General features: G+C 61.1%; 8 protein-coding genes. All 8 read right to left on the bottom strand.

Annotation, left to right across the window (positions count from 1 at the left end; genetic code table 11):
* Positions 1–270 precede the first annotated feature (270 nt).
* The 8 genes from FGKAn22_RS07205 to FGKAn22_RS07240 all read right to left on the bottom strand — a co-directional run bounded on the left by FGKAn22_RS07205 (position 271) and on the right by FGKAn22_RS07240 (position 24,212).
* The gene (locus FGKAn22_RS07205; protein WP_212784941.1) at positions 271–624 is read right to left on the bottom strand and encodes a hypothetical protein; all 354 of its coding nucleotides are present in this window, start codon (positions 622–624) and stop codon (positions 271–273) included.
* A gap of 55 nt (positions 625–679) precedes the next feature.
* Entirely contained in the window at positions 680–1,627 is a 948-nt protein-coding gene (locus FGKAn22_RS07210; RefSeq protein ID WP_212784942.1) for a choice-of-anchor D domain-containing protein, read from the bottom strand.
* Positions 1,609–4,929: a multicopper oxidase domain-containing protein gene (locus FGKAn22_RS07215; RefSeq protein ID WP_212784943.1), complete on the bottom strand. Its 3,321-nt coding sequence runs from the start codon at positions 4,927–4,929 to the stop codon at positions 1,609–1,611. The genes FGKAn22_RS07210 and FGKAn22_RS07215 overlap by 19 nt, the downstream gene beginning before the upstream one ends.
* 231 nt (positions 4,930–5,160) lie before the next feature.
* Positions 5,161–6,849, bottom strand: coding sequence for a cytochrome c/ABC transporter substrate-binding protein (locus FGKAn22_RS07220; RefSeq protein WP_212784944.1), 1,689 nt, complete (start codon positions 6,847–6,849; stop codon positions 5,161–5,163).
* Positions 6,850–6,984: 135 nt separating this feature from the next.
* A complete protein-coding gene (locus FGKAn22_RS07225; RefSeq protein WP_212784945.1) occupies positions 6,985–7,674 on the bottom strand; it encodes an FKBP-type peptidyl-prolyl cis-trans isomerase N-terminal domain-containing protein in 690 nt (229 codons plus the stop codon).
* A gap of 44 nt (positions 7,675–7,718) precedes the next feature.
* Positions 7,719–8,141: a hypothetical protein gene (locus tag FGKAn22_RS07230; protein WP_212784946.1), complete on the bottom strand. Its 423-nt coding sequence runs from the start codon at positions 8,139–8,141 to the stop codon at positions 7,719–7,721.
* A 64-nt stretch (positions 8,142–8,205) separates the two neighbouring features.
* A complete protein-coding gene (locus FGKAn22_RS07235) occupies positions 8,206–10,170 on the bottom strand; it encodes a hypothetical protein (RefSeq protein WP_212784947.1) in 1,965 nt (654 codons plus the stop codon).
* A gap of 98 nt (positions 10,171–10,268) precedes the next feature.
* Positions 10,269–24,212 (bottom strand): choice-of-anchor D domain-containing protein, encoded by a 13,944-nt coding sequence (locus tag FGKAn22_RS07240; RefSeq protein WP_212784948.1) that lies wholly within the window; start codon positions 24,210–24,212, stop codon positions 10,269–10,271.
* Positions 24,213–24,221 lie beyond the last annotated feature (9 nt).

Genomic DNA, 24,221 nt, shown 5'->3' on the forward strand with positions numbered 1-24,221 from the left:
CAATCTGGGATGTCAATCCACACCTTATAAAAGCATCATGTTGGGTATCGATGCAGCCCTCAATACGGGAAACTGCTTAATTCTTTAGCGGGTAAACAGGGGGGGAAGAAATACAGCGACCATGAAATTCCGCTAAGCAATGAAGTGTCGACATGTGTAGTCGCCAGAAACGTCCATATACAACCGGACTACGATGAAGGCTGCATGGGGAAGCTCGCTGCCTCCCCATATTCCTCCTGCCGGTGCCGAAAAATACTGGGAACCGCCACTTTACTGTTGCGTTTTGGCGGCCCTTTCGGCCGCATCCTTCTCGGCCTCCAATGACCTGCTCCTGGTGCGAGCCTCCCGGTCTGAGAGTCGTTTCTCGATGCGTGTGCGATCAACCTTTTCATAATTGGCTTTGATCGGCACTCTCTCCGATGACGAAGCATTTTGATCCTGTTGAGCCGAAGGCGGAGCGCTCGACGGAGCCTGGGCTTGACCTTGGGCCGTATCTGCCGGTGCCGTAACCGATTCCAGGACTATCGCACCCGCTTGTTCACTGACTGCCAATTCCCCTGCCGTTGCACCTTGCAGCCATGCCAGTGCTACACCGCACCAGATGATTTTTGCGCTCTGTTTCATTTGCCATCTCCTTTAAGTTGATCCGCTCACGCAAACCGCCCATTCATCATGGCGATCACTGCCCCTTGCCGCTCAGAGCGATGGTCTTGGGGCCCGCAGCATCGTCCACAATCAGCTGGGCGCTCTGACTGCCGAGCGCATTCGGCTTGAACACCACGTTGATCTTGCAACTTGTCCCCACCGCCAGATTCCCGACGCAATTGTTCTTCTGCGAGAAGTGGCTCACGTTAGCCCCGCCTAGCTTGACGCCCTTGATTGCAAGTGGCAGACCTCCTGTATTACTCAACGTCACTGCCTGTACGGCGCTGGCCTTGCCGACTTTCAGGAGTCCGAAATCATACGAACTGTTCGGCGCCAGCGTTGACGACACTGTTGCCCCTGTTCCACTCAAGGCAACCGTCCGCATCCCCGCACCATCGACCACAGTCAGTGTTGCAGTCTTCGGGCCGATCGTGCTGGGCGCAAACTTCACATTGATCGCACAGCTCCCCCCTACCGGGACAGGGGTTGCGCAGGTGTTGGCCTGAGCGAAGTCCGTTGCGTCAGTACCGCTGATAACGATACTGGTGACTGGAAGCGGCGCCGTTCCCGTGTTGGCTATCTTCACCGCACGTACTGCACTTGTGGTGCCGATCTGCTGCGTCGGATAGTTCACTGAAGCCAACGACAGCTTGGAGGCAAACGAACCAGTGCCGGAACCGCTCAACGCGACCGACTTGATTCCCGCGGCATCATTGACGATTAGCGTCGCGCTCTTGCTGCCGGCGGTAGTCGGTTTGGAAACGACGTTGATCGTGCAACTCGCACCGGCCGCCAGCTTCGCGCCACAGTTGTTCGTCTGCGTGAAGTGTGATGTGTCGATTCCGCCGATCTTGATGCTGCTGATCGGAAGTGGCACTTTCCCTGTATTGCTCAATACCTCGGGCTGAGCCGCACTGGCGGTGCCGAGGGCCTGTGGCGGAAAGTTGTGCGGCAAGTTCGGCGTCAGCGCAGACGACGGCACCGGTGCTGGTGCTGGTGCTGGTGCTGGTGCTGGTGCCGGTGTCGTGCCGGAGTCGGTGCCGGAGTCGGTGCCGGCGCTACCGGTAGGACAACGGGCGTTACTGTCGTGGTATTCGATGCTGGTGAATTGCCCGCGGCGTTAAAGGCAACTACGTTGTACGAATATGTCGTACCGGCAACCGCAGTTGTGTCGGTGTAGCTGGTCGAATTTGCCAAGGTTGTACCGATGGTCGCGAAAGCCCCGGCGCCTGTGGCACGCTGGATGGTGAACCCGATCTCGTTTTGCGCATTGCCTGGTGTTGTCGCTGTGGCTGCAGGCGTAGGGTCCGTCCATGTGAGAGTAACTCCGCTGGCAGGTGCCGCAGCAGTGACACCCGCCAAGGTAGCAGGCGCTGCCGGCAACATCGCGGTGTACTTGAATACGATCGGACGCATGAAATCGTTCTCTTCATGTCCCAGGATGTGGCAATGCCACACATACTCCCAGCCGAAATTGGCTGTCGTGTTGCTGACCGTCTTGAGCGCACCCGTGAAAGGATCGACCTGAGTGAACCCGGCGGTGACTCCCTGTGCCTGGGTCGGATCCTGGGCGCGGAAGCTATCGGCAATACCGAATGGTGTCGCCGGTGCCTTCGCCCTGACCGCAACGATGACATCCTCCAACGGATTCATCTTGACCGTCTCTTTCCAGCCCAGTTCGTTGGGCTCGGGCGGTTTGACCACACCGTCCCAGCCCACGCGATTGATCACCTGCACGTTGACCAGATGAAAATGCACCGGATGGGTATCTACCCCGTTATGAGTGATCTTCCAGATCTGAGTCTCACCGTCCGCGATCGTCTCAGTGGCCGGATCGATGTAACCGAGGGCAAGCGCGGTCCGGGTTAGCGATGAAGCAAACGGCAATCCGGCCCCAAGCGTCGCATTCAGCCTTCCGTAATTCGAGTCGAACTGCTCCATAATCGCTTTGTTCTGGACCGGGAAGTCGGTGACCGCGGTGCCCGCGGCCACGGTTTTCAGCGTGGGCAGAACGGTTTTGGTCACGGGATCGTAGGGCTTGTAGGTCAAGGTGTCGCCGGTGGTGAAATTGAAAGTTGGCGTAACCGACGAGCCGATCTCGATACCAGCATAGGTATCGGCGAGCACGACGGGTGCGGCGGTGCCGTTATAGGCGGTTTCCGCCGCAATGGGGCTGGGCTGGCTTGCCGTGTAAGCCTTCAGCAACTCGGTGGCCAGCGGCCCGGCGGGAGACGCATCGAAAGGAGCCGCGGGCGCCGCTTTCGCCACGACGATCTGCATGATGGTGCGGGTGTTAGGGCCGTATCCGGGCAAAGTGGAGAACGCGCCGCCGATGCCGGATTGATCCGGATCACCGGTGTAGTAGTCATAGCGAGGGTCGTTTCCAGGAACCGGTGCGGGCGAATCGTTGTAAAGGATGAGGGTCTTGCCGGCGAACTGGGAGAAATCGACGACGACATCCGCCCGTTCTGCCGGCCCCATGTAAAGGCCGTGGGTAGAAATACCGGCCTTCAACGGCTTGAAGCCGATCAACGTGGGGGGGATCACCTGCGGTTTGGGCAGAAAGCCTCCCTCGGAACCGATCTGGACCATTTTGGGCCCTGCTGTCAGCGGATCGGGAACCCCTCCGGCACGCGCGTCCGTCGGCCAGAGGTCCGGCCAACAAGTCGCTCCGGCTCCCACCGGGAGATCCGTGGCAGGATCTTTTGCGGGTGCAGGCATGACTGTCGAGCAAAGCGGCAAAGTCGTCGCGGCAGGAATCGTTTTCACTTCCGTGCAATTGGCCGACAGCGTTGGCATAACTCCGTTACACAGGACTGGAGCCGGGGTCGTGATCGTATTCTTGTCGGCGGCCACATACAGTCCCAGATTGACGAACCTGTCGTTCGCCGCATTCAGAACACGCAAGCGATAGGCCTTCGGCTGCACCGTCACGGTCGGGTAAGCGGTGCCGTTGACTATGGGAGTATCCATGAACGCTTCCGGCGTCGTGGATGCACTCCCGTATTTCCCCGTAGGCAAAGCCAGGGGAGCAGGGAATGCCGGCCAGAACCACGGACCGTAGTCCCAGCGCCCGGGCGGGTTCAATCCGCCCAAGGCAGTCTGACTCTGGTTCGGTTCATACACATGGGGGAACCACAGGTCGCCCGGCTGCCCCCAGGCCGCCGTATCCCAATACGCATCCTGCTGGGCGATATCCATGGGCACGAAGGTCTTGTCCTGGATGATCAGAGGGATCTGATCAACAGGAAGGATGCCCTTGGTCACCAGCCCCTGCTCTACCGGATCGGAGATCATGTAACCTGCGGCTTCGCCCGCATAGACGTTGACACGGGTCAGGCCGAAGGTGTGATCGTGATAGAACATCAGTCGCGCGCTCTGGTTGTTGGGGTAATACAGCGTCCCCGAACCCGGCCCGGGATCGGGCATGTCCGGAACATTCTGAAAACTGGCCCCCTTGGGGTAAGGCGTGACTTCACCTGCCGGCGTGATCCATTGATGCGGCGTACCATCGCTGATCCAAGGGCTGTCGCCGCCATGAAGATGGATCTCGGCGCGGTTCTGTGTGTAATTGTTGGCTGCCACGGGGCCGGAACCGGCCCCCGTGACGGTCTTGTCCACCGGCAGAAAGAGATCGCCGCCGCGCGATTTCGTAATGGGGTCGTATTGCCCGATGGGGAGCAGATTGGAATACTTGATTCGCACCGGCACGCCACGGTTCGCGCTGATCACCGGCCCAAGATAATGAGGATTGTCCACGGCGAAGACCGGCTGATTGGCGGCATTCAGGATCGGCGTCCCATTGGGATAAGTCAGCGGAATGTGCTTGCTGGTGGCGGCATTCGCCGGCGTTTCCAGTTGCACATAGCCGCGCAGCGTCGTGGCCTTGGGCAGGTCGCTGTGCATCTTCTCGGAGTATTCGACGATGCCGATCTCGTAGTAATCGGAGCCAGGATACGCCGTCTTGTCCGCGACTGCGACAGGCAGGTACTGGCCCCGGGCATTGGCGGCCGCAGCGGTCAGGCCGGGAAGACCATCGACGAATTTTCGCAAAAGCACACCGGTGTTGACGGTTCCTGCCGCCACGGCAAGAGGAGAAACGTCCGGCCGGGTTCCGGATGGGCTGTTGGCGTAATAGGTGGGAACCTTGATAGGAGCGCCCGCGCCGTCGACGCTGTTGCCCCAACCCGCACCGGCATAAGCCATATTGATAGGCCATGGAGCCGCCATTGCCAACATCACTGCCGCCGCCACCCTGTTCAGCTTGAACTTGCTTTTCTTCATGCCATGCTCCTTTCAGGTTATGTCATGCATAAAAGTCCCCAGGAGGCAGTCATTCGAACTGCCGTCCGGTCGCCAAGTGCCGATATGAATCGAATCCAGAAAGAGGTATTGCTGTCCGATTATTGCTGCAGATTTATGACAGCGAACTAGGGTAAGAACCGAAAAAAATTGCAGGGGGATAAAGTATTCTTTGCGGGGAAATGATTGAAGTTTCGAAACCGGGAAACTGGATCAGGGAACGATCCAGCCGGACTCCGCCACGAGCGCATCGCTGGAAGGTGAAGCGAAGCGCACGATATAACCGCCCTTGGATGCGAAGCGCTGAGTGGGCCCCAGGCTCAGGCGCGGATAAATAGTGGTGCCGGACCTGCTTCCGCTTTGCGCCTTTTCATCCATACCAGCTTGCGCGACGGCCATGCTTCTGGCCGCCGGTCTCAACGCGTCTCGCGCCCGCGCCTGTTCCTCAGCCTTGCCGCCTTCGTACTTGCTGATCATGGTCTCGGCCCGTTCCATCAGGTAATCGCGATACAAATTGTCCAGCATCTCCGCCACCATGTCGGTCAGGAAATTCAGCGCAAAGAAAACTTCCGACTGGAGCGGCTCATCCACCAGCGCCAGTTTGCGCATCTCGAGCCACTGGTGGAAATAGGCCAGATTGGTTTGGCGCTTGTCCGGCAGTTCATAGGGATACACCAGCCGCGCACTCCGCTTCCATGCGGCGGAGAACGGCCCCTGCTCGCCGCCGGAAAGCACTGCGGAAAAATAGGATGCCGCCGGGGGGGGCTCATTTCCCAGCGCACTCATATCGACAGGACGCAGCCAGAACATGACCTTGTCCTTCGGGCCGATACCCGCCATCACGTTGCGCAATGCCTCTGAAGAACCCTCGGACAGAACGCGATCCTCCACCGCGATTCCCGAGCCCGCCAGCGCTTGCGTCAGCGCCGATGCGGCAGCTCGACCAACGGTGTCGTCACGGTATATCTGCACCAGCCGCTGTGGCCGCTGACGTCCCTTATCCGTCAAGTGTCTGGCCAGCACACCGGCCTCGAGGGCCACTCCGCGTGAAAAATAGACCGGATAGAACGCCTGCGTCACAGGAGGCAGATCGACGCTGGGGAACCAGCACGGCACCTTCTCGCGCTCGCAAAAGTCGTGCACCGGTTGCCAGGTTGAATTCGATACACCCGATACCAAGGCGAATACCGGCTGTTGTCGGTAAAGCTCATCGAGTTGTCCGCCCCAGCTCTCCGGCGGCCCCTGCAGTTCCCATATATCCAACTCCCATTTGCGCTCGGTACCCAGTACGAATTCTGCCGCCGAGGTCATGTGCCGTCTGCCTCGCGGGTTGCTGGCCGTTACCGTGCTGCCGTTCTTCTGGTTGAAGGCGGTGCGCATCATGTCGATCAGCACCTTGCGCCGTTCCGGCTCCACGTCCGGAGCGATGACGGTGGCAAAGCGGATGGTCTCGGCGGTCACGCCGGGCGACCATTGGCCCGACAACTGACTGAGATAGGCGGTGAGCGCCTTCATCTCCGGTTCATCCAGGGTATAGCGAGGCATGACGGCGCTCATCTCGCGTCCGCTGTTGTTTATCCCGCGGCGGATGGCGGTACCCAGCGACTCGTCGTTGTAAGGCGCGTGAGCCTGGTTCATCCGCTTGCCAACGCGGGGATCCATCGTCGCCAAGGCTTTGTCGCCAAGCTGCGCAAACAGGAAACGACCGTTGATGGGAGATACCTGGATATCGCCCTCGACGCCGCCCATGCCGCTGCGCCGGTGACAGTTCACGCAGGCTGCCTCGGTACCCGAGACCACGCTGCCCGCCATGCGCACGCCATGCAGCGGCGCACCGGATGGCAATACGCCCTCCTGGTAGATGCGCCGCCCGATTTCCAGCTCTGTAAGGGACGAATTCATCTCCGCCGATGCTGCGAGGGGTAGTGCAATGCCGAGTAGCAACCAGCCCCCCATCCTTGTCCGTTGATGATTCAGCACTGTGCTGCTCCTTCCGTTCGCCGCCGAGCGGCATGCACTGACAATGCCCGCCAGAATTTACTTGACGGAGAGGAGCTCCACTTCGAAGACCAGCGTCTCGTTCGGCCCGATGTCGCTGCCCACGCCGCGCGGCCCGTAGGCAAGCTGTGAAGGAATAAATATCTGCCATTTCGATCCCGCAGGCATCAGCTTCAGTGCCTCCTTCCACCCATCGATCAACTGAGAGACCTTGAGTGTCGCGGGTTTGCCGGGGTCGGTGGTATCGAACTCGGTGCCGTCCAGCAGCGTACCGCGGTAGTTGCATTCCACCATATCGGAATCCATCGGCTTCCTGCCATCCCCCGCCTTGATGATCTTGTATTGCACCCCGCTGGCCAGCGTCACCACGCCTTTCCTGGTCTTGTTCTCGGCCAGGAAAGCCTCGCCTTTCTTCCTGTTGTCCTCGGCCGCGATCCGATGCCTTGCTGCCGCCTTTTGCCTCAGGTCGCCCTGGAGCGAATTCATTGCCCTACGCATATCCCGCTCTGGCATCAGCAGTTTTTCGCCCGCCATCACGTCCTTCATGCCCTTTACCAGCAGGTCCATGTCGATATCGACGTCGTCTCTTTTGAAGCTCTTCGCGATGTTCACCCCGATGCCGTAACTCTGTATGTCGCGCTGAGTCTTGAGAACCTGCGCCTCTTCGGCATTCGCCTGCGCCATACAGAAACCAAAGCCCAAAACCATCATCCATTTCAACATCGTCATCTTCCTTTCCGAATTACGTTGGACCACAGTTACAAGAACGTTTCCTACCGGGCTGTTTGCGCCCCTTGGCCCTGCTGCCCAGGCTGGTTAGCCTGGGCCTTGGCCGCCCTCTCGGTAGCATCTTTTTCAGCTTCCAACGACCTCTTCTTGGTGCGAGCCGCCCGGTCGGCAATTCTCTTCTCGATGTTTGCGCGATCAACTTTGTCGTAATAAGCCTTGACCGGCACTCGCGTGGCAGATGGAGCGGCTTGAGCCGGTTGCGCTTGAGCCGGTTGCGCTTGTGCAGGAGAGGCTGCAGCCGGCATGGCGGCCGGGGCCGATGCGTCTTGAGTCATATCTGACGAAGCGGCTATCGATTCCAGGACAATGGCTCCCCCCTGTTCGCGGACCGTCACATCCCCGGCACCGGCACCCTGTATCCAGGACAGCACGATGACGAAAAAAACTGTTTTTGCAATCGTTCTCATTTCACTTCTCCTGTTATTACCGTCCATCTGCCTCATCGCATTGCCATTGCTGCACCCGAGCAGATCAAAGCAGCGGAAGATTCGCCGCGTTCATTTGGGCATCAATCGCAACCCTGTTGTAGCGCTTGCTCGTCCCGAACAACACTGTGGTATCTGCCCCCTTGGGAGTCGTTACGCCCAGATAGGCTTTACCGTTAACTATCGAAATAAAACTACTGTTGAATGTTCCGTTGATGATGCCAGGCAAGGCGGTTGACACCTGTGTGGTTGCAGTCACCGCCAGCAACTGCTGGCCGTTCACCTGTACTGGAGTGAAGCTCACCGTGCCGTCTGCCAACTGGCCCGTCGCGAGCGCTGGGCAGGTCAGGGTGGGGTTTGCATATACGTCATATTTGCCCGCAGTTGCAGTCGGAATAAAGCGGAATCCGGCTACGCAGAACTGTGCATTTGCCGCTGGAAGCGCGGTCAACTGTATGCCAGTCGCATCGAGCACATGGACATACGACCCCAAGCTTCCTGCGTACACCTCGTGGATGTCCTGCGAAGTGAGTCCAAAGTCGGTGACGTCATATTCGATCGATCCAGCCGGAAAGTTTCCGGCCGGAGCAACCGCCGCGCCTGTGGTCAATCCATTGGCATCGACCGCAGCCACCGCAGACGCAATCGCCATACCCGAGATATCTATCTTCGCTACCCTGACGCCATACCTGCCATATGCGCCATCGTTAACGGTGAGGGTGCCGTCCAGGTTGGCGATTGCACTGATGGAGGTCGTGCGATCATCAGACCAGCCCGCAGCAGTGAGGACATAATCCGTATTGCTACTGGTGCTCACCAGGGCTGTCCATATCCTGTTCAGCAGATCCTTAAAGGTACGCACCATCGAATAGGTGGCATTGGACAATGTGGCTGTCATCGATTTGCCAACAGGGGCAACAGTCGTTGTTACGGCACCAATCGTATATTGGTAACCCGGCGAAAACAGGTGCACCCCTCCAGCAGTCAGATCCGACAAATAGCCTGCGCCACCGGTAGCAGCTGCAGCTGCAGAAGTTGCTGCTGCAGCTGCAGCCTGCGTTGCCGCTGTCACGCTCATCGGCGCTGCCATGCCAGTCGCACTGGCAGGACCATACATGTTGGAAACTGCCTGAGCGATAGGCAGAATGGCCGCTATCGCCGTCTGCGCATCAGCGAGCGCCTGCGGGGCGGCCGGAGATGAGGCGGCACTCAAGGCCGCCGCTTTGGCGAGCAACGCATAGGCGGCCACAGCCGCCATCGGATTGGAAGGCTGTTGGGCGGCAACTTTACCAAACATGGCGCTGTAACCGTCCTGGCCCAACTGGGCTGGCGTAACACCGGCGGCAGGAATCACTGGCGGCAGCGCAAACATGTTCTGCACGTCGATGGTGGCGTTCAATAATCCCATACTCTTGGCCAGCACCAGGACCGGCGGCACCGCCGCCACGGCTTGTGCATCGGTGATGGCTGGAGTGATAGCACCACCCGCCTGTTGTTTTAGGTAGGTGTATTCCATTTCTGTGAGCGGGGTTACAGCCACTGGAGCACCGGTAGCACTGGCCGATGGCACCACAGCATGCAGGCTGTCCGCAGTTGTGTAAGACACATTAGTGTTGGTCGATTCGTTGAAGTATGTGCAGGTGCCGCCGCCGACTACCGAGATGACATATGGCCCAGTTGCACCGGAAGGAATCGTCACGGTAGCTTGTCCCGTTGCGTCAGTAGATCCGTTTGCCGTAAACGAACCGGCCGGGTTGCTCACCACGACGCTACAACCAGCGCCGAACTTGCCTTTCATCGGTGCAATAGTCATGGCCGTGCCCACTGGTCCAGCACCACCAGTCCCCCCCCCAACTCCACCACCACCGCCGCCACCACCTCCACAAGCAGAGAGCAGCAGCGATGTCGCCGCAATGCTGGCCAGAATTTTCCCGCTCATCCCGGAATTCGGCCATTGACACTTGAACCATCCGGCATCAATCACATAAGGCCCGAATTTACTTTGTTTCATGGCTATGCTCCCTCAGAGGTGGTCACAATATTTTTCAAACCAGAGCTTGCTGATCCGACGCAAGCCTGTTGTATTCGCGTAACAGATCCATATCTACCCTACTGTCCGGTTCCGCTCAGTGTGATCGTATGAGTCCCCCCCCCATCTACCACGGTCAATGTCGCGTTCTTTGTTCCTGCCGTTTTGGGAGTAAAGATCACATCGATCGAGCAAGTTCCGGCAGTGCCTATAGGCAGGCTCGCAGGCAGTACTCCGCAAGTATTCGTTTGTGCAAAGTCTGCTGCATTGACCCCGCTGATCGAAATACTGGTTACCGAGAGTGGCGTGGCTCCCGTGTTGGCCAGCGTCGCCACCTGCGGTGCGCTGGCCGCCCCAACCGCCTGAGCCGCAAACGCGAACGGCGTGGCCGGGGTCAGCGAGGATGTCGGCACGATCAACGTTACCGCAACCTGCTGTGCTGCTAGCGGCGCCGCTGTCGTTGTTGATGCTGTCGGCGTTGTTACTCCCGTCCCGTTCAACGCTACCGCATGTCCACCGGCCGCATCGTTGATGATCAGTGTCGCCAGTTTGAAGCCAGCGGATGAAGGCATGAAGGAAACATAGATCACGCAATTTGCACCTGCCGCCAGGCTGGCGCCGCAGGTATTGGTCTGCCCGAATTGATTCAGTTGTCCCCATGATTCGATCGCAATGCTGGTGATGGAGAGAGGGATGACTCCGTTGTTTGTTAGAGTCAACGGCACTACCCCACTAGAGGTTCCGACCAACTGATTTCCAAACGAGGTTGGCACGTCAGGCGTCAAACTGGATACGGGTGCTGCAGCCGTACCACGCAGCATCAATGTCTGCATGCCACCCGCATGCCACACCATTAGCGTTTCCGCCTTGGTGCCCATCGTCGAAGGAGCAAAGGTCACGCCGATCGTGCAGCTCGCACCTTCGGCCAAACTGGCTCCGCAGTTGTTCGTCTGCGCAAACTGGTTAAACCCTCCCGAGGTCCCGATCGTGATTCTGGCGATCGGAAGTGGACCAGCTCCGGTATTGGTCAGTGTCACTGCCTGTACAGAGCTGGTAGACATGACCTGCTGCGAGGCGAACATTAGCGAGGCACCTGGAGTCAGCATGGCAGCTTGAGCCACCGCCATCCCGGTCAACGCGGTTGTTCTGGTACCGGCGCCATCGACCACAGTCAGCGTCGCGCTCTTGGCGCCGACGGTAACCGGCGTGAAGGTCACGTTGATCGTACAAGACCCTGTGGCACCAGCAGCCACACTGGTGCCGCAGTTGTTGGTCTGCGCGAACTCAGCTGCATTGGCCCCCGTGATCGAGATGCTGGTGACGGCGAGTGGCAGAACACCGGTGTTGGTCAGCGTCGCAACCTGCGCGGCGCTGGTGGTGCCTGTCTGTTTGGCTGCAAACGTGAGCGGCGTGGCCGGGGTAAAGCTGCCCGATTGCACGGCGCCCGTGCCGTTCAAGGCGAGCATATGGGCACCCGCCCCATCAGCCACATTCAACGTCGCTGTCATGCTGCCGACCGCGGTCGGAGCGAACGACACGTTGATCGTGCAGCTCGCGCCTACAGCCAGGCTGGTGCCGCAATTACTGGTCTGCGTGAAGTTCAGGTAGTTCGTGCCACCGATCGTGATGCCCGCGATGGACAACGGACCGACGCCGGTGTTGGCTACCACCACCGCGTGTGCCGTACTGGTTGTACCGGTCTGCTGGGCCGCGAAAGTGAGCGCTGTAGCCGGTGTCAGGCTGGCCGAGGGCGCTGCTCCTGTGCCGTTCAGGGCGACCGTATGGGTCCCTGCTCCGTCAACCACGGTCAAGGTCGCGCTCTTCGCACCGGAAGTCGCAGGCACGAAGGTCACGTTGATCGTGCAGGTGCCGGTCTGCCCCACAGGCAGGTTAGCTGGCAACGTACCGCAGTTGTTGGTTTGCACAAACTCGGCCGCATTGACGCCACTGATTGCGATGCTGGTGATCGACAGCGGAATGATCGCGGAGTTGGTCAATGTCGCCACCAATGCTGCACTGGTGGTCCCGGTCTGCTGCGCTGCGAAGGTAAGCGGTGTAGACGGAGTCAGGCTGGCAGACTGCACAGCACCAGTGCCGTTCAGAGCAACAACCTGTGTTCCGGCTCCATCGACCAAGCTCAGCGTAGCGCTCTTCGCACCAACCGATCCCGGAGCCAGCGTCACGTTGATCGTGCAACTTGCCGCCGGAGCCAGGCTGGCACCGCAGTTGTTGGTCTGTATGAAGTCGGCTGCGTTAACACCACCGATCGTGATGCCGCTGACCGACAACGGGATGGTTCCGGAGTTGGTCAGGGTCGCCACTTGTGCCGCGCTGATGGTGCCGGTCTGCTGCGCTGCAAACACCAGTGGTGTGGCCGGTGTCAGGCTGGCCAATTGCACGGCGCCCGTGCCGCTCAAGACGACCGTATGGATCCCTGCGCCGTCAACCACGGTCAGTGTCGCACTCTTGGTACCGACAGTCGCCGGTGTAAAGGTCACATTGATGGTACAAACGCCGGTCGCACCCACGGGCAGGCTGGTGCCGCAGTTGTTGGTCTGCGTGAAGTCCGCCGCGTCAGGCCCGCTGATCGCGATGCTGGTGACCGACAGCGGGATGATCCCGGAGTTGGTCAGCGTCGCCACTTGCATTGCACTGGTGGTCCCGGTCTGCTGCAGCCCGAACGCCATCGGTGTCGTCGGTGTCAGGCTGTTGGCCTGCACCGCACCCGTCCCGTTCAGGGCGACCGTATGCGTCCCCATCCCGTCGACCACGGTCAAGGCCGCAGTCTTCGCGCCAACCGTGGCCGGATTGAAGGTGACGCTGATCGAGCAACTGCCGGTCGCCCCCGCTGCCAGACTGGTCGGCAACGTGCCGCAGTTATTGGTCTGCGCGAAGTCGGCCGCGTTGGCGCCGGTGAGCGTGATGCTGCTGACCGACAGCGGCAGGCTGCCCGTATTGGTCAGCGTCGCCACCAGGGCCGCGCTGGCAGTCCCCGTTTGCTGGGCCGCGAAGGTGAGCGGCGTGGCCGGCGTCAGGCTGGCCGTCTGCACGGAGCCCGTACCGTTCAGGTTGATGCTATGCGTCCCCGCACCATCGACCACGGTCAGCACCGCCGTCTTGGTGCCGATGGTGCCCGGCGCAAAGGTCACATTGATCTTACAAGACCCGGTGGTACCGGCAGCCACACTGGTGCCGCAGTTGTTGGTCTGTGCGAAGTCAGCCGCATCCACGCCGCTGATCGCAACGCTGGTGACCGACAACGGCAGGACACTGGTGTTGGTCAGCGTCACCACTTGTGCTGCACTGGTGGTGCCGGTCTGCTGCAACGCAAAGGTGAGCGGTGTGGCCGGTGTCAGGCTGGCCGATTGCACGGCACCGGTGCCGTTCAAGGCAACCATATGGACTCCTGCGCCATCAGCCACATTCAACGTGGCCGTCATGGTGCCGGCCGCAGTCGGGGCGAACGACACGTTGACCGTGCAGCTCGCTCCTACGGCCAGGCTGGTACCGCAGTTGTTGGTTTGCGTGAAGTTCAGGTAGTTCGTGCCGCCGATCGTGATGCCCGTGATGGACAGCGGACCGACGCCGGTGTTGGCCACCACCACCGCTTGGGCTGCGCTGGTAGTACCCGTCTGCTGAGCCGCGAAGGTGAGCGGTGTCGCCGGTGTCAGGCTGGCCGATGCTGCCTGGCCGGTGCCGGTCAGCGCGACCGTATGCGTCCCTGCGCCGTCAACCACGGTCAGGGTCGCGCTCTTCGCGCCTGCAATGGCAGGCTTGAAGGTCACGCTGATGGTACAAGACCCGGTAGCACCCGCAGCCACACTGGTGCCGCAGTTGTTGTTCTGCGCAAAGTCGGCCGCATCCACGCCGGTGATCGCGATGCTGCTGACCGACAGCGGCAGGGTGCTGCTATTGGTCAGGGTCGCTACTTGCGCAGCACTGGTGGTGCCGGTCTGCTGCGCTGCAAACACCAGCGGTGTCGCCGGGGTCAGGCTGGCCGATTGCACGCCACCTGTGCCGTTCAGGGCAAGCATCTGCACCCCAGCCCCATCAGCCACATTCAGCGTGGCCGTCATGGCGCCGGCCGCAATCGGGGCGAACGACACGTTGATCGTGCAGCTTGCGCCCACGGGCAGGCTGGTGCCGCAGTTGCTGGTCTGCGTGAAGTTCAGATAGTTCGTGCCGCCGATCGTGATGCCCGCAATGGACAGCGGACCGACGCCGGTGTTGGTCACCACCACCGGTTGGGCTGCGCTGGTGGTCCCGGTCTGCTGCACCGCGAAAGCCAGCTGTGTGGCCGGTGTCAGGCTCGCGGAGGGCGCCTGGCCCGTACCGCTCACCGAGACCGTATGCGTCCCTGCCCCATCGACCACGCTCAACGTCGCGCTCTTCGCGCCGGCCGTGGCCGGATTGAAGGTCACATTGATGGTACAGGTACCGCCAGTCCCCACGGCCAGGCTGGTGCCGCAGTTGTTGGTCTGGGCGAAGTCAGCCGCGTTCGCACCGGTGAACGTGATGCTGGTGACAGACAGCGGCAGCTTACCTGTGTTGGTCAGCGTCGCCACCTGGGCCGCGCTGCCGGTTCCGGTCTGTTGGACCGCAAAGGTGAGCGGCGTGGCTGGCGTCAGGCTGGCTAGCAGCACATCGCCTGCACCATTCAGGGTGACCGTATGCGTCCCGGCCCCGTCGACCACCGTCAGCGTCGCCGTCTTGGCACCGATCGTGGTCGGCGCGAAGGTCACGTTGATCGTACAAGACCCTGTGGCACCTGAAGCCACACTGGTACCGCAGTTGTTGGTCTGCGCAAAGTCAGCCGCGTTGGCACCCGTAATCGCGATGCTGGTGACCGACAGCGGGATGACGCCGGTATTGGACAGAGTCGCCACCTGTGCCGCACTAGTGGTTCCGGTTTGTTGCAGCGCGAATGTGAGCGGCGTCGCCGGCGTCAGGCTAGCCGACTGAACGGCCCCTGTGCCGCTCAGAGCGACTGTATGGCTTCCCCCTCCGTCAACCACGGTCAGCATCGCGCTCTTGGCGCCGGTGCTGGTCGGCACAAAGGTCACATTGATCGTGCAAGTGCCGCTGGTACCTACCGCCAGGCTGGTGCCACAGTTGTTCGTCTGCGCAAACTCCGCCGCGTTCGTGCCGCTGATCGTGATGCTGGTAACAGCAAGTGGCAGGAAGCCGGTGTTGCTCAGCGTCGCCACTTGGGCCGCACTAGCAGTGCCGGTCTGCTGCTCTGCGAAAGCCATACGCGTGGTCGGCGTCAGGCTCCCCTGCGGCACGGCACCCGAACCACTCAGGGCGACCGTATGAGTCCCGGCTCCATCGACCACGGTGAGCGTCGCCGTCTTGGCGCCCACCGTCGTCGGCTTGAAGGTCACATTGATCGTGCAACTGCCACTCGCCCCTGCTGCCAGGCTGGCCGGCAGCGCACCACAATTATTGGTCTGGGTGAAGTCCCCCGCATCCAGGCCGCTGATCGCGATGCTGGTGACCGACAGCGGACCGACCCCGGTGTTGGTCAACGTCGCTACCTGGGCCGCGCTGGTGCTGCCGATTTGCTGCACCGCGAAGGTAAGCGGCGTAGCCGGTGTCAGGTTGGCCGACGCTGTCTGGCCTGTGCCGGTCAAGCTGAGCGTATGCGTCCCCGCTCCGTCGACCACGGTCAGTGAGGCGATTTTGGCACCGGCAGTACCCGGAGCCAGGGTCACGTTGATCGTGCAACTTGCCGCCGCAGCCAGGCTGGTGCCGCAATTGTTGGTCTGCGTGAAGTCCACCGCATTGGCACCGGTGATCGCGATGCTGGTGACCGACAACGGCATGATGCCGTTATTGGTCAGGGTCGCCACCTGTGCCGCACTGCTGGTGCCGGTCTGCTGTGCCGCGAAGGTGAGCGGCACAGTCGGCGTGAGGCTGGCCGCGGGCACGGCCCCCGTACCACTCAGGGCAATCGTATGCGTCCCCGCCCCGTCGACCACGGTCAGTGTCGCACTCTTGGTACCGACAGTCGCCGGTGTAAAGGTCACATTGATGGTACAAACGCCGGTCGCACCCACGGGCAGACTGGTGCCGCAGTTGCTGGTCTGGGCGAAGTCAGCCGCATTGACGCCGCTGATCGCGATGCTGGTGACCGACAGCGGGATGATCCCCGAGTTGGTCAGCGTCGCCACCTGCACTGCACTGGTGGTGCCGGTCTGCTGCATCCCGAACGCCATCGGCGTCGTCGGCGTCAGGCTGTTGGCCTGAACTGCACCGGTACCATTCAGAGCGACGGTATGCGTGCCCGCTCCGTCGACTACGGACAACGTCGCAGTCTTCGCGCCAACCGTGGCCGGATTGAAGGTGACGCTGATCGAGCAACTGCCGGTCGCCCCCGCTGCCAGACTGGTCGGCAACGTGCCGCAGTTATTGGTCTGCGCGAAGTCGGCCGCGTTGGCGCCGGTGAGCGTGATGCTGCTGACCGACAGCGGCAGGCTGCCCGTATTGGTCAGCGTCGCCACCAGGGCCGCGCTGGCAGTCCCCGTTTGCTGGGCCGCGAAGGTGAGCGGCGTGGCCGGCGTCAGGCTGGCCGTCTGCACGGAGCCCGTACCGTTCAGGTTGATGCTATGCGTCCCCGCACCATCGACCACGGTCAGCACCGCCGTCTTGGTGCCGATGGTGCCCGGCGCAAAGGTCACATTGATCTTACAAGACCCGGTGGTACCGGCAGCCACACTGGTGCCGCAGTTGTTGGTCTGTGCGAAGTCAGCCGCATCCACGCCGCTGATCGCAACGCTGGTGACCGACAACGGCAGGACACTGGTGTTGGTCAGCGTCACCACTTGTGCTGCACTGGTGGTGCCGGTCTGCTGCAACGCAAAGGTGAGCGGTGTGGCCGGTGTCAGGCTGGCCGATTGCACGGCACCGGTGCCGTTCAAGGCAACCATATGGACTCCTGCGCCATCAGCCACATTCAACGTGGCCGTCATGGTGCCGGCCGCAGTCGGGGCGAACGACACGTTGACCGTGCAGCTCGCTCCTACGGCCAGGCTGGTACCGCAGTTGTTGGTTTGCGTGAAGTTCAGGTAGTTCGTGCCGCCGATCGTGATGCCCGTGATGGACAGCGGACCGACGCCGGTGTTGGCCACCACCACCGCTTGGGCTGCGCTGGTAGTACCCGTCTGCTGAGCCGCGAAGGTGAGCGGTGTCGCCGGTGTCAGGCTGGCCGATGCTGCCTGGCCGGTGCCGGTCAGCGCGACCGTATGCGTCCCTGCGCCGTCAACCACGGTCAGGGTCGCGCTCTTCGCGCCTGCAATGGCAGGCTTGAAGGTCACGCTGATGGTACAAGACCCGGTAGCACCTGCAGCCACACTGGTGCCGCAGTTGTTGTTCTGCGCAAAGTCGGCTGCGTCCACGCCGGTGATCGCGATGCTGGTCACCGCAAGCGGCAGGGTGCTGCTATTGGTCAGGGTCGCTACTTGCGCAGCACTGGTGGTGCCGGTCTGCTGCGCTGCAAACGCGAGCGGTGTGGCCGGTGTCAGGCTGGCCGATTGCACGGCACCGGTGCCGTTCAAGGCGAGCATATGGACTCCTGCCCCATCAGCCACATTCAACGTGGCCGTCATGGCGCCGACCGCGGTCGGGGCGAACGACACATTGATCGTACAGCTCGCTCCCACGGCCAGACTAGTGCCGCAGTTGCTGGTCTGCGTGAAGTTCAGGTAGTTCGTGCCGCCGATCGTGATGCCCGCGATGGACAGCGGACCAACGCCGGTGTTGGTCACCACCACCGGTTGGGCTGCGCTGGTGCTCCCGGTCTGCTGCACCGCGAAGGCCAGCGATGTGGCGGGTGTCAGGCTGGCCGACGGTGCCTGGCCTGTGCCGCTCACCGCAACCGTATGCGTCCCTGCGCCGTCGACCACGCTCAGCGTCGCGCTCTTCGCGCCGGCCGTGGTCGGATTGAAGGTCACATTGATGGTACAGGTACCCGCAGCCCCTACCGCCAGGCTGGTGCCGCAATTGTTGGTCTGCGCAAAGTCAGCCGCGTTCGCACCGGTGAACGTGATGCTGGTCACTGCCAGGGGTCCAATCCCGCTATTGGTCAGCGTCGCCACTTGTGCCGCACTGGCAGTCCCGGTCTGCTGCGACGCAAATACGAGTGGCGTAGCTGGCGTCAGACTGGCCGATTGCGTGGTGCCTGTACCGCTCAGGGCGATCGTATGCGTTGCTGCACCATCGACCACAGTCAGCGTCGCACTCTTGGTGCCAGCCGTGGTCGGCGTGAAGGCCACGTTGATCGAGCAAGTCCCGGTTATCCCCACGGGCAGGCTGGCCGGTAACGTGCCGCAATTGTTGGTCTGCGTGAAGTCAGCGGCGTTGGCCCCACTAATTGCGATGCTGGTGACCGTCAGAGGAATGATTCCTGAGTTGGCCAGGGTCGCCACCTGCGCCGCGCTAGCAGTGCCGGTCTGCTGCGACGCGAAAACCATCGGTGTAGTCGGTGTAAAGCTATTCAATTGCAGCGCGCCGGTGCCGTTTAAGGCAATTGTCTGCGTCCCCACCCCGTCGACCACGGTCAACGTCGCACTCTTGGGACCGCTCGTGGCCGGATTGAATGTCACATTGATGGTGCAGGTGCCGGTCGCACCCGTTGGAAGACTGGCGGGCAACGTGCCGCAATTGTTGGTCTGAGCAAACTCAGTCGCATTGGCGCCGCTGATCGCGATACTGCTGATCGACAAAGGCCCGACCCCAGTATTCGTTAAAGTCGCCACCTGTGCCGCGCTGCTGGTACCGGCCTGCTGTGCCAAAAACGACAATGGAATAGTCGGGCTCAATACCGAGGACGTTGCCTGGCTGGTCGCCGTCAGTGGGATCGTCTTGGCTCCCGATGCATCGGTTACGGTCAGCGTCGCGCTCTTCGCGCCGGCCGCACCGGGAGTGAACGTCACGTTGATGGTACAGGTGCCGGTCGCTCCGACTGGCAGGCTGGCAGGCAGCACGCCGCAATTGTTGGTCTGAGCGAACTCGGCCGCGTTCGCACCGGTGATCGCGATGCTGGTGACCGACAACGGACCGACACCGGTATTGGTCAGCGTCGCTACCTGGGCAACAGTGGCCGGGCTCCCCGACTGCAGCGTCCCGAACGCCATCGCCGTTACCGGCGCCAGCGTGGAAGACGGCGCCTGTCCGGTACCCCCCAAGGCGACGATCTGCGTTCCGGCCGCATTGACTATGGTCAATGCGGCACTCTTGGCTCCGGCCGCTGCCGGATTGAACGTCACATTGATGGCACACGTGCCCGTCGTTCCCGCAGCCAGACTCAGGCCGCAGTTATTGGTCTGTGCAAAATCGGTCGCATTCAAACCCGTGATCGAAATGCTGGTGATCGGCAACGCCAAAGCTCCGGTGTTGGTAAGAGTCACCGGCTGAGCCACGCTGGCAGTCCCTGTCTGCTGGGCCGTATAACTCAATGCGGCAGCCGACACAGTCGCCGAATTGGCCGCTTGGCCGGTACCGTTCAGGGTAAGCATCTTGGTTCCGCTTGCGTCGACCACGTTCAAAGTCGCGGTCCTGGCACCGACCGCTGTCGGCGTAAACGTCACGTTAATCGCACACTTCGCGCCTACGGCCAGCCCAGTGGCACAGTTGTTCGTCTGAGCAAAATCGGTGGCATGGGTACCGGTGATCGTGACACCTGTGTAGGCGAGCGGGCCGACGCCGTTGTTGGTCAGAGTCGCCGCCTGTGCCACGCTGGTAGTGGCCACTTGTTGTGTCGGGTATGTCAGAGGGATGGTTGGTGTCAGTGCAGACGATGGCGACTGCCCCCCGCCGGCCAGTGCAACCGTCGGTGTGCCCGCCGTCGTCGCAACATTCAGAGTTGCAGTCCGTGGCGTCGTAGCGGTCGGCTTAAAAGTCACATTGATCGTGCAACTTGCGCCGGCAGCCAACGTAGTCGTGACGATCGGGCAGTTATTCGTCTGCGCGAAATCGATCTGATTCAGCCCGGTGATGGTCACGCTGGTAATCGTGACGGGGCCGCTTCCGGTATTGGTCAGCGTGGCAATGCTTGGCGCACTGACCGTGCCAACCTGCTGGGCAGCGAACGCCAGTTGCAGCGGCGCGGTCGGGTTCAACGTAACGGCGGGTGCTACCCCCTGTCCATTGAGGGTGACCTTTTGAGTGCCCGCATCAGTCACCACATTCAGTGTCGCGGTCTCCAGGCTGACCAGGCTGGGGTTGAATGACACGCTGATCGTGCAGGATCCGGCCACGCCTGCGGGCAGGCTGGTGCCGCAGGTGTTGATCTGTGAAAAATCTGCCGCATTAGTACCGCTGATCGTGACGCCGCTGATGGCGAGCGGTCCGCTCCCGGTGTTGGTCAGCGTGGCGGTCATCACTGCCCCGGCGGTGCCGACCTGCTGGGCCGGGAAGGCAAGCGGCGTAGCAGGCGTGATCTTGGCCGATGGGACCGGACTCGCACCGCTCAGCGCAGCCGTCTTCGATCCGGCCGAAGTGGCGACAGTCAGCATCGCTATCGAGGAACCGCTGGTCTTCGGGGTGAACGTCACATTGATCGTACAGGTTGCCGCAGCCGCGAGGCTGGTACCGCAATTGTCGGTCTCGGCATAGTCTGCCGCATTCACGCCGCTGATCGTGCGTCCCTGGATGGTGACGGCCGCGGCTGTCGCATTGGTCAGCGACAACGTCTGCGGCAAACTGACCGTTCCGATCGGCAGGGAAGCGAACGCCAGGCTCCCCGGAGTCAGGCCCCCCGCTTGCTGGACCTGTGTCACGATGTTAGATGGCGCTGAACTGCCGGCGGCGTTGTAGGCGATGACCCGGTACGAATAGTCCGTGAGAGGAAGTTTGGGGGTCGTGTCCACAAAACTGGTCGCGTTCGCCAGCGTCGTCCCTATCTGCGTGAATGCCCCGTAGTTGGCAGAACGTTCAATGCGGAATCCGATTTCGTTCTGCTGGTCGCCCATCGTCGCGACTGCATTGGCTGGCGTCGGGTCGGTCCAGTTGAGCACCCCTGCATTGAGGCTTGCATTGGTCGGCGCCAGTGGTGCGACCGCCGTGTATTTAAAGACGATGGGGCGCATGAAGTCGTTCTCTTCATGGCCCAGGATGTGGCAGTGCCACACATATTCCCATCCGAAATTGGCCACTGCGTTGGTGATAGTTGCCGGTAAGCCAGTGGTTGGATTGACTTGCGAGAGTCCGCCGGTGGTGCCCAGCGGCTGGGTCGGATCGAGCGCGCGTATACTTTCCGACAGGCCGAAAGGAAGCGTCGGCGCCTTGGACCGGACGGCCACGATGACGTCCTCCAGCGGGTTCATCTTCACCGTTTCCTTCCAGCCCAGTTCGTTCTCTGCAGGGGGTTTGATCGTCCCATCCCAGCCTACGCGGTTGATCAGTTGCACATTGACCAGGTGGAAGTGGACCGGGTGGGTATCCACACCGTTATGGGTGATCTTCCATATCTGCGTCTCGCCATCGGCGATGGTCTCTGTCGCCGGATCGACATAACCGAGCGGGATCGTGGTCTGGTTGAATGCGCTGGTAAACGGCAACTCCACCCCCAGCGTCGCATTCATCCGGCCGTAATTGGGATCGAACAATTCCTGAATGGCCTTGTTCTGCACGGGCAAGGTTTGTGCCAAGCCATCGCCATTGGTAAAAGTAAAATTGGGCGCGCGTATCGAGCCGGTATGGATGCTGGCATAGGAGTTGGTGAAGGTCGTCGGCCACAGCCCGTTATAAGCTGCCTCTCCCACGACAGGTTTGGGCTGAGTCGCGGCATAGGCAGCCGGCCACGCTGTTTGCAGTGCAGTCAGCTTGGGATTCTTGGTATTGGGATTTGCACTCTGGGTGAACGCCGCCCGAACGCATCCTGGAACCGGTGCCCCTGAAATTTCGAACCGCATGATGGTCCGGGTATTGGGGCCATAACCGGGCAATGTCGAAGGGGCGCCGCCAACCGCGGTCAGGTCGGGATTTCCCGTGTAATAGTCGGCACGCGGATCGAACCCCGGCACAGGCGCTGGGGCATCGTTGTACAGGATGAGTTTGGTACCGGGGCAGTAGCCCGAGAAATCGATGACGGCATCTGCACGCTCTGCCGGCGCCAGGTATAGCCCGTAGGTCAGGACATTCAACACGGTAACGCTTCTACGGTTGAATTCATATCCGATCGGTGTGGACGGGATCACTGCCGGCGCCGGCAGGAAGCCACCTTCGGAACCGACCTGAACGATGTCCGGCCCCGCCGTTGAAGGATCGGGCACGCCCCCCGCCCGCCCATCTGTCGGCCATATTGCCGGCCAAGCCGCATTCGGCACAGCAGGAACCATCTTCACCTCGGTACTAACCGAGGCAACGGCAGCTGCTCCCGTGCCGGTGGCGTCCGTGATCTTGATGGTCGGCGCAGCGGTATAGCCCGTGCCCGGGTTAGTCACGATGATCTTGCTCACGACGCCAGCCGTGACGACGGCCGAGGCTGTGGCCCCGGCGCCCGTCACATCGCCCACCGCAGGTGTGATGGTGACCGCCGGTGTCGCCGAATAGCCAGCCCCGCCTGCAGTAACCTCAATGGTGAGCGGTTCAGCCTCATAGAGGCCGAGGTTGAGCGAGCGATCGTTTGTGGCATTCAGGATGCGGAAGCGATAAGCCTTGGGCAGGACCTTGACGGTGGGATAGGCAGTACCATTGACCACTGGAGTGTCCATGAAGGCTTCAGCCACGATGGTTTCATTGCCGTACTCGCCTGTCGGCAAGGCCTTCGGCGCAGGGAACACCGGCCAGAACCACGGTCCATAATCCCAGCGCCCGACAGGATTGGTGCCGTCGAACGAATTCGGGTCCTGGTTGGTTTCATATACATGAGGGAACCACAGGTCCCCCGGCTGCCCCCAGTGCGCTACATCCCATTTCGCATCCTGCATGGAAATATCCGCCGGCACGAAGGTCTTGTCCTGGATGACCAAGGGAATCTGATCGAGGGGAAGGACACCTGTTGTTACCAGTCCCTGCTCCACCGGATCCGATATCAGGTAACCCGCGGCCATGCCGGCATAGACATTGAGGCGCGTGATCCCCGCAGTATGATCGTGGAAGAACATCATGCGGGCGCTCAGGTTGTTGGGGTAATACAGCGTCCCGGAACCCGGCCCCGGGTCCGGCATATCAGGAACGTTCTGGAAGCTGGCCCCTTTGGTATAAGGCGTGTTCTCGCCGGCAGGGGTGATCCATTGGTGGGGCGTGCCGTCGCTGATCCATGGAGCATCGCCGCCGTGAAGGTGGATGTTGATACGGTTCTGGGTGTACTTGTTGATCCCGTCCGGCCCAAAACCTGCCCCCATCAGGGTCTGATCCACAGGAAGGAACAGATCTCCGCCGCGAGAATTGGTGATCGGGTCGTAATGTCCGGTCGGCAGCAGGTTCGAAAACTTGAAGCGCACGGGAACGCCACGCTTCGCGCTGACGACCGGTCCCAGATAATGCGGATTGTCCACCGCAAACACCTGCTGGCCCGCGGCATTTAATATCGGAGTCCCATTGGGATAGGCCAGTGCGACGTGCTTGCTCGACAGGGCATTCGATGCCGTCTCCAGTTGCACGTAACCACGCACCGTCGTGGCTTTGGGCAGATCGCTGTGCATCTTCTGCGTATATTCGACCACACCGATCTCGTAATAGTCCGATCCCGGATAGGTCGTAGTATCCGGAACGGCAACCGGCAAATACTGGCCCAGGTTGTTGATACCTGTAGCTCCCAAGCCCGGGAGGGAATCGACGAATTTTCTGAGGGGCACCCCGGTGTTGACCATCGCTCCCGGCAAGGCGATAGGCGACAGGTCTGACCGGAAACCGGAGGGACTGTTGGCATAATAAGTGGGGACCTTGATTGGCGCCCCGGTCGCATTGGTGCTATTTCCCCAACCTGCACCTGCGTGAGCCGGATTGATCGCCACCATGGCGGCCATGGCAAGCACTACTGATGCGGTCATTCGGTAAAGACTGAATTTACGCTGCTTCATGGCGATACT

This window comes from Ferrigenium kumadai (assembly GCF_018324385.1).
GTDB lineage: Bacteria > Pseudomonadota > Gammaproteobacteria > Burkholderiales > Gallionellaceae > Gallionella > Gallionella kumadai.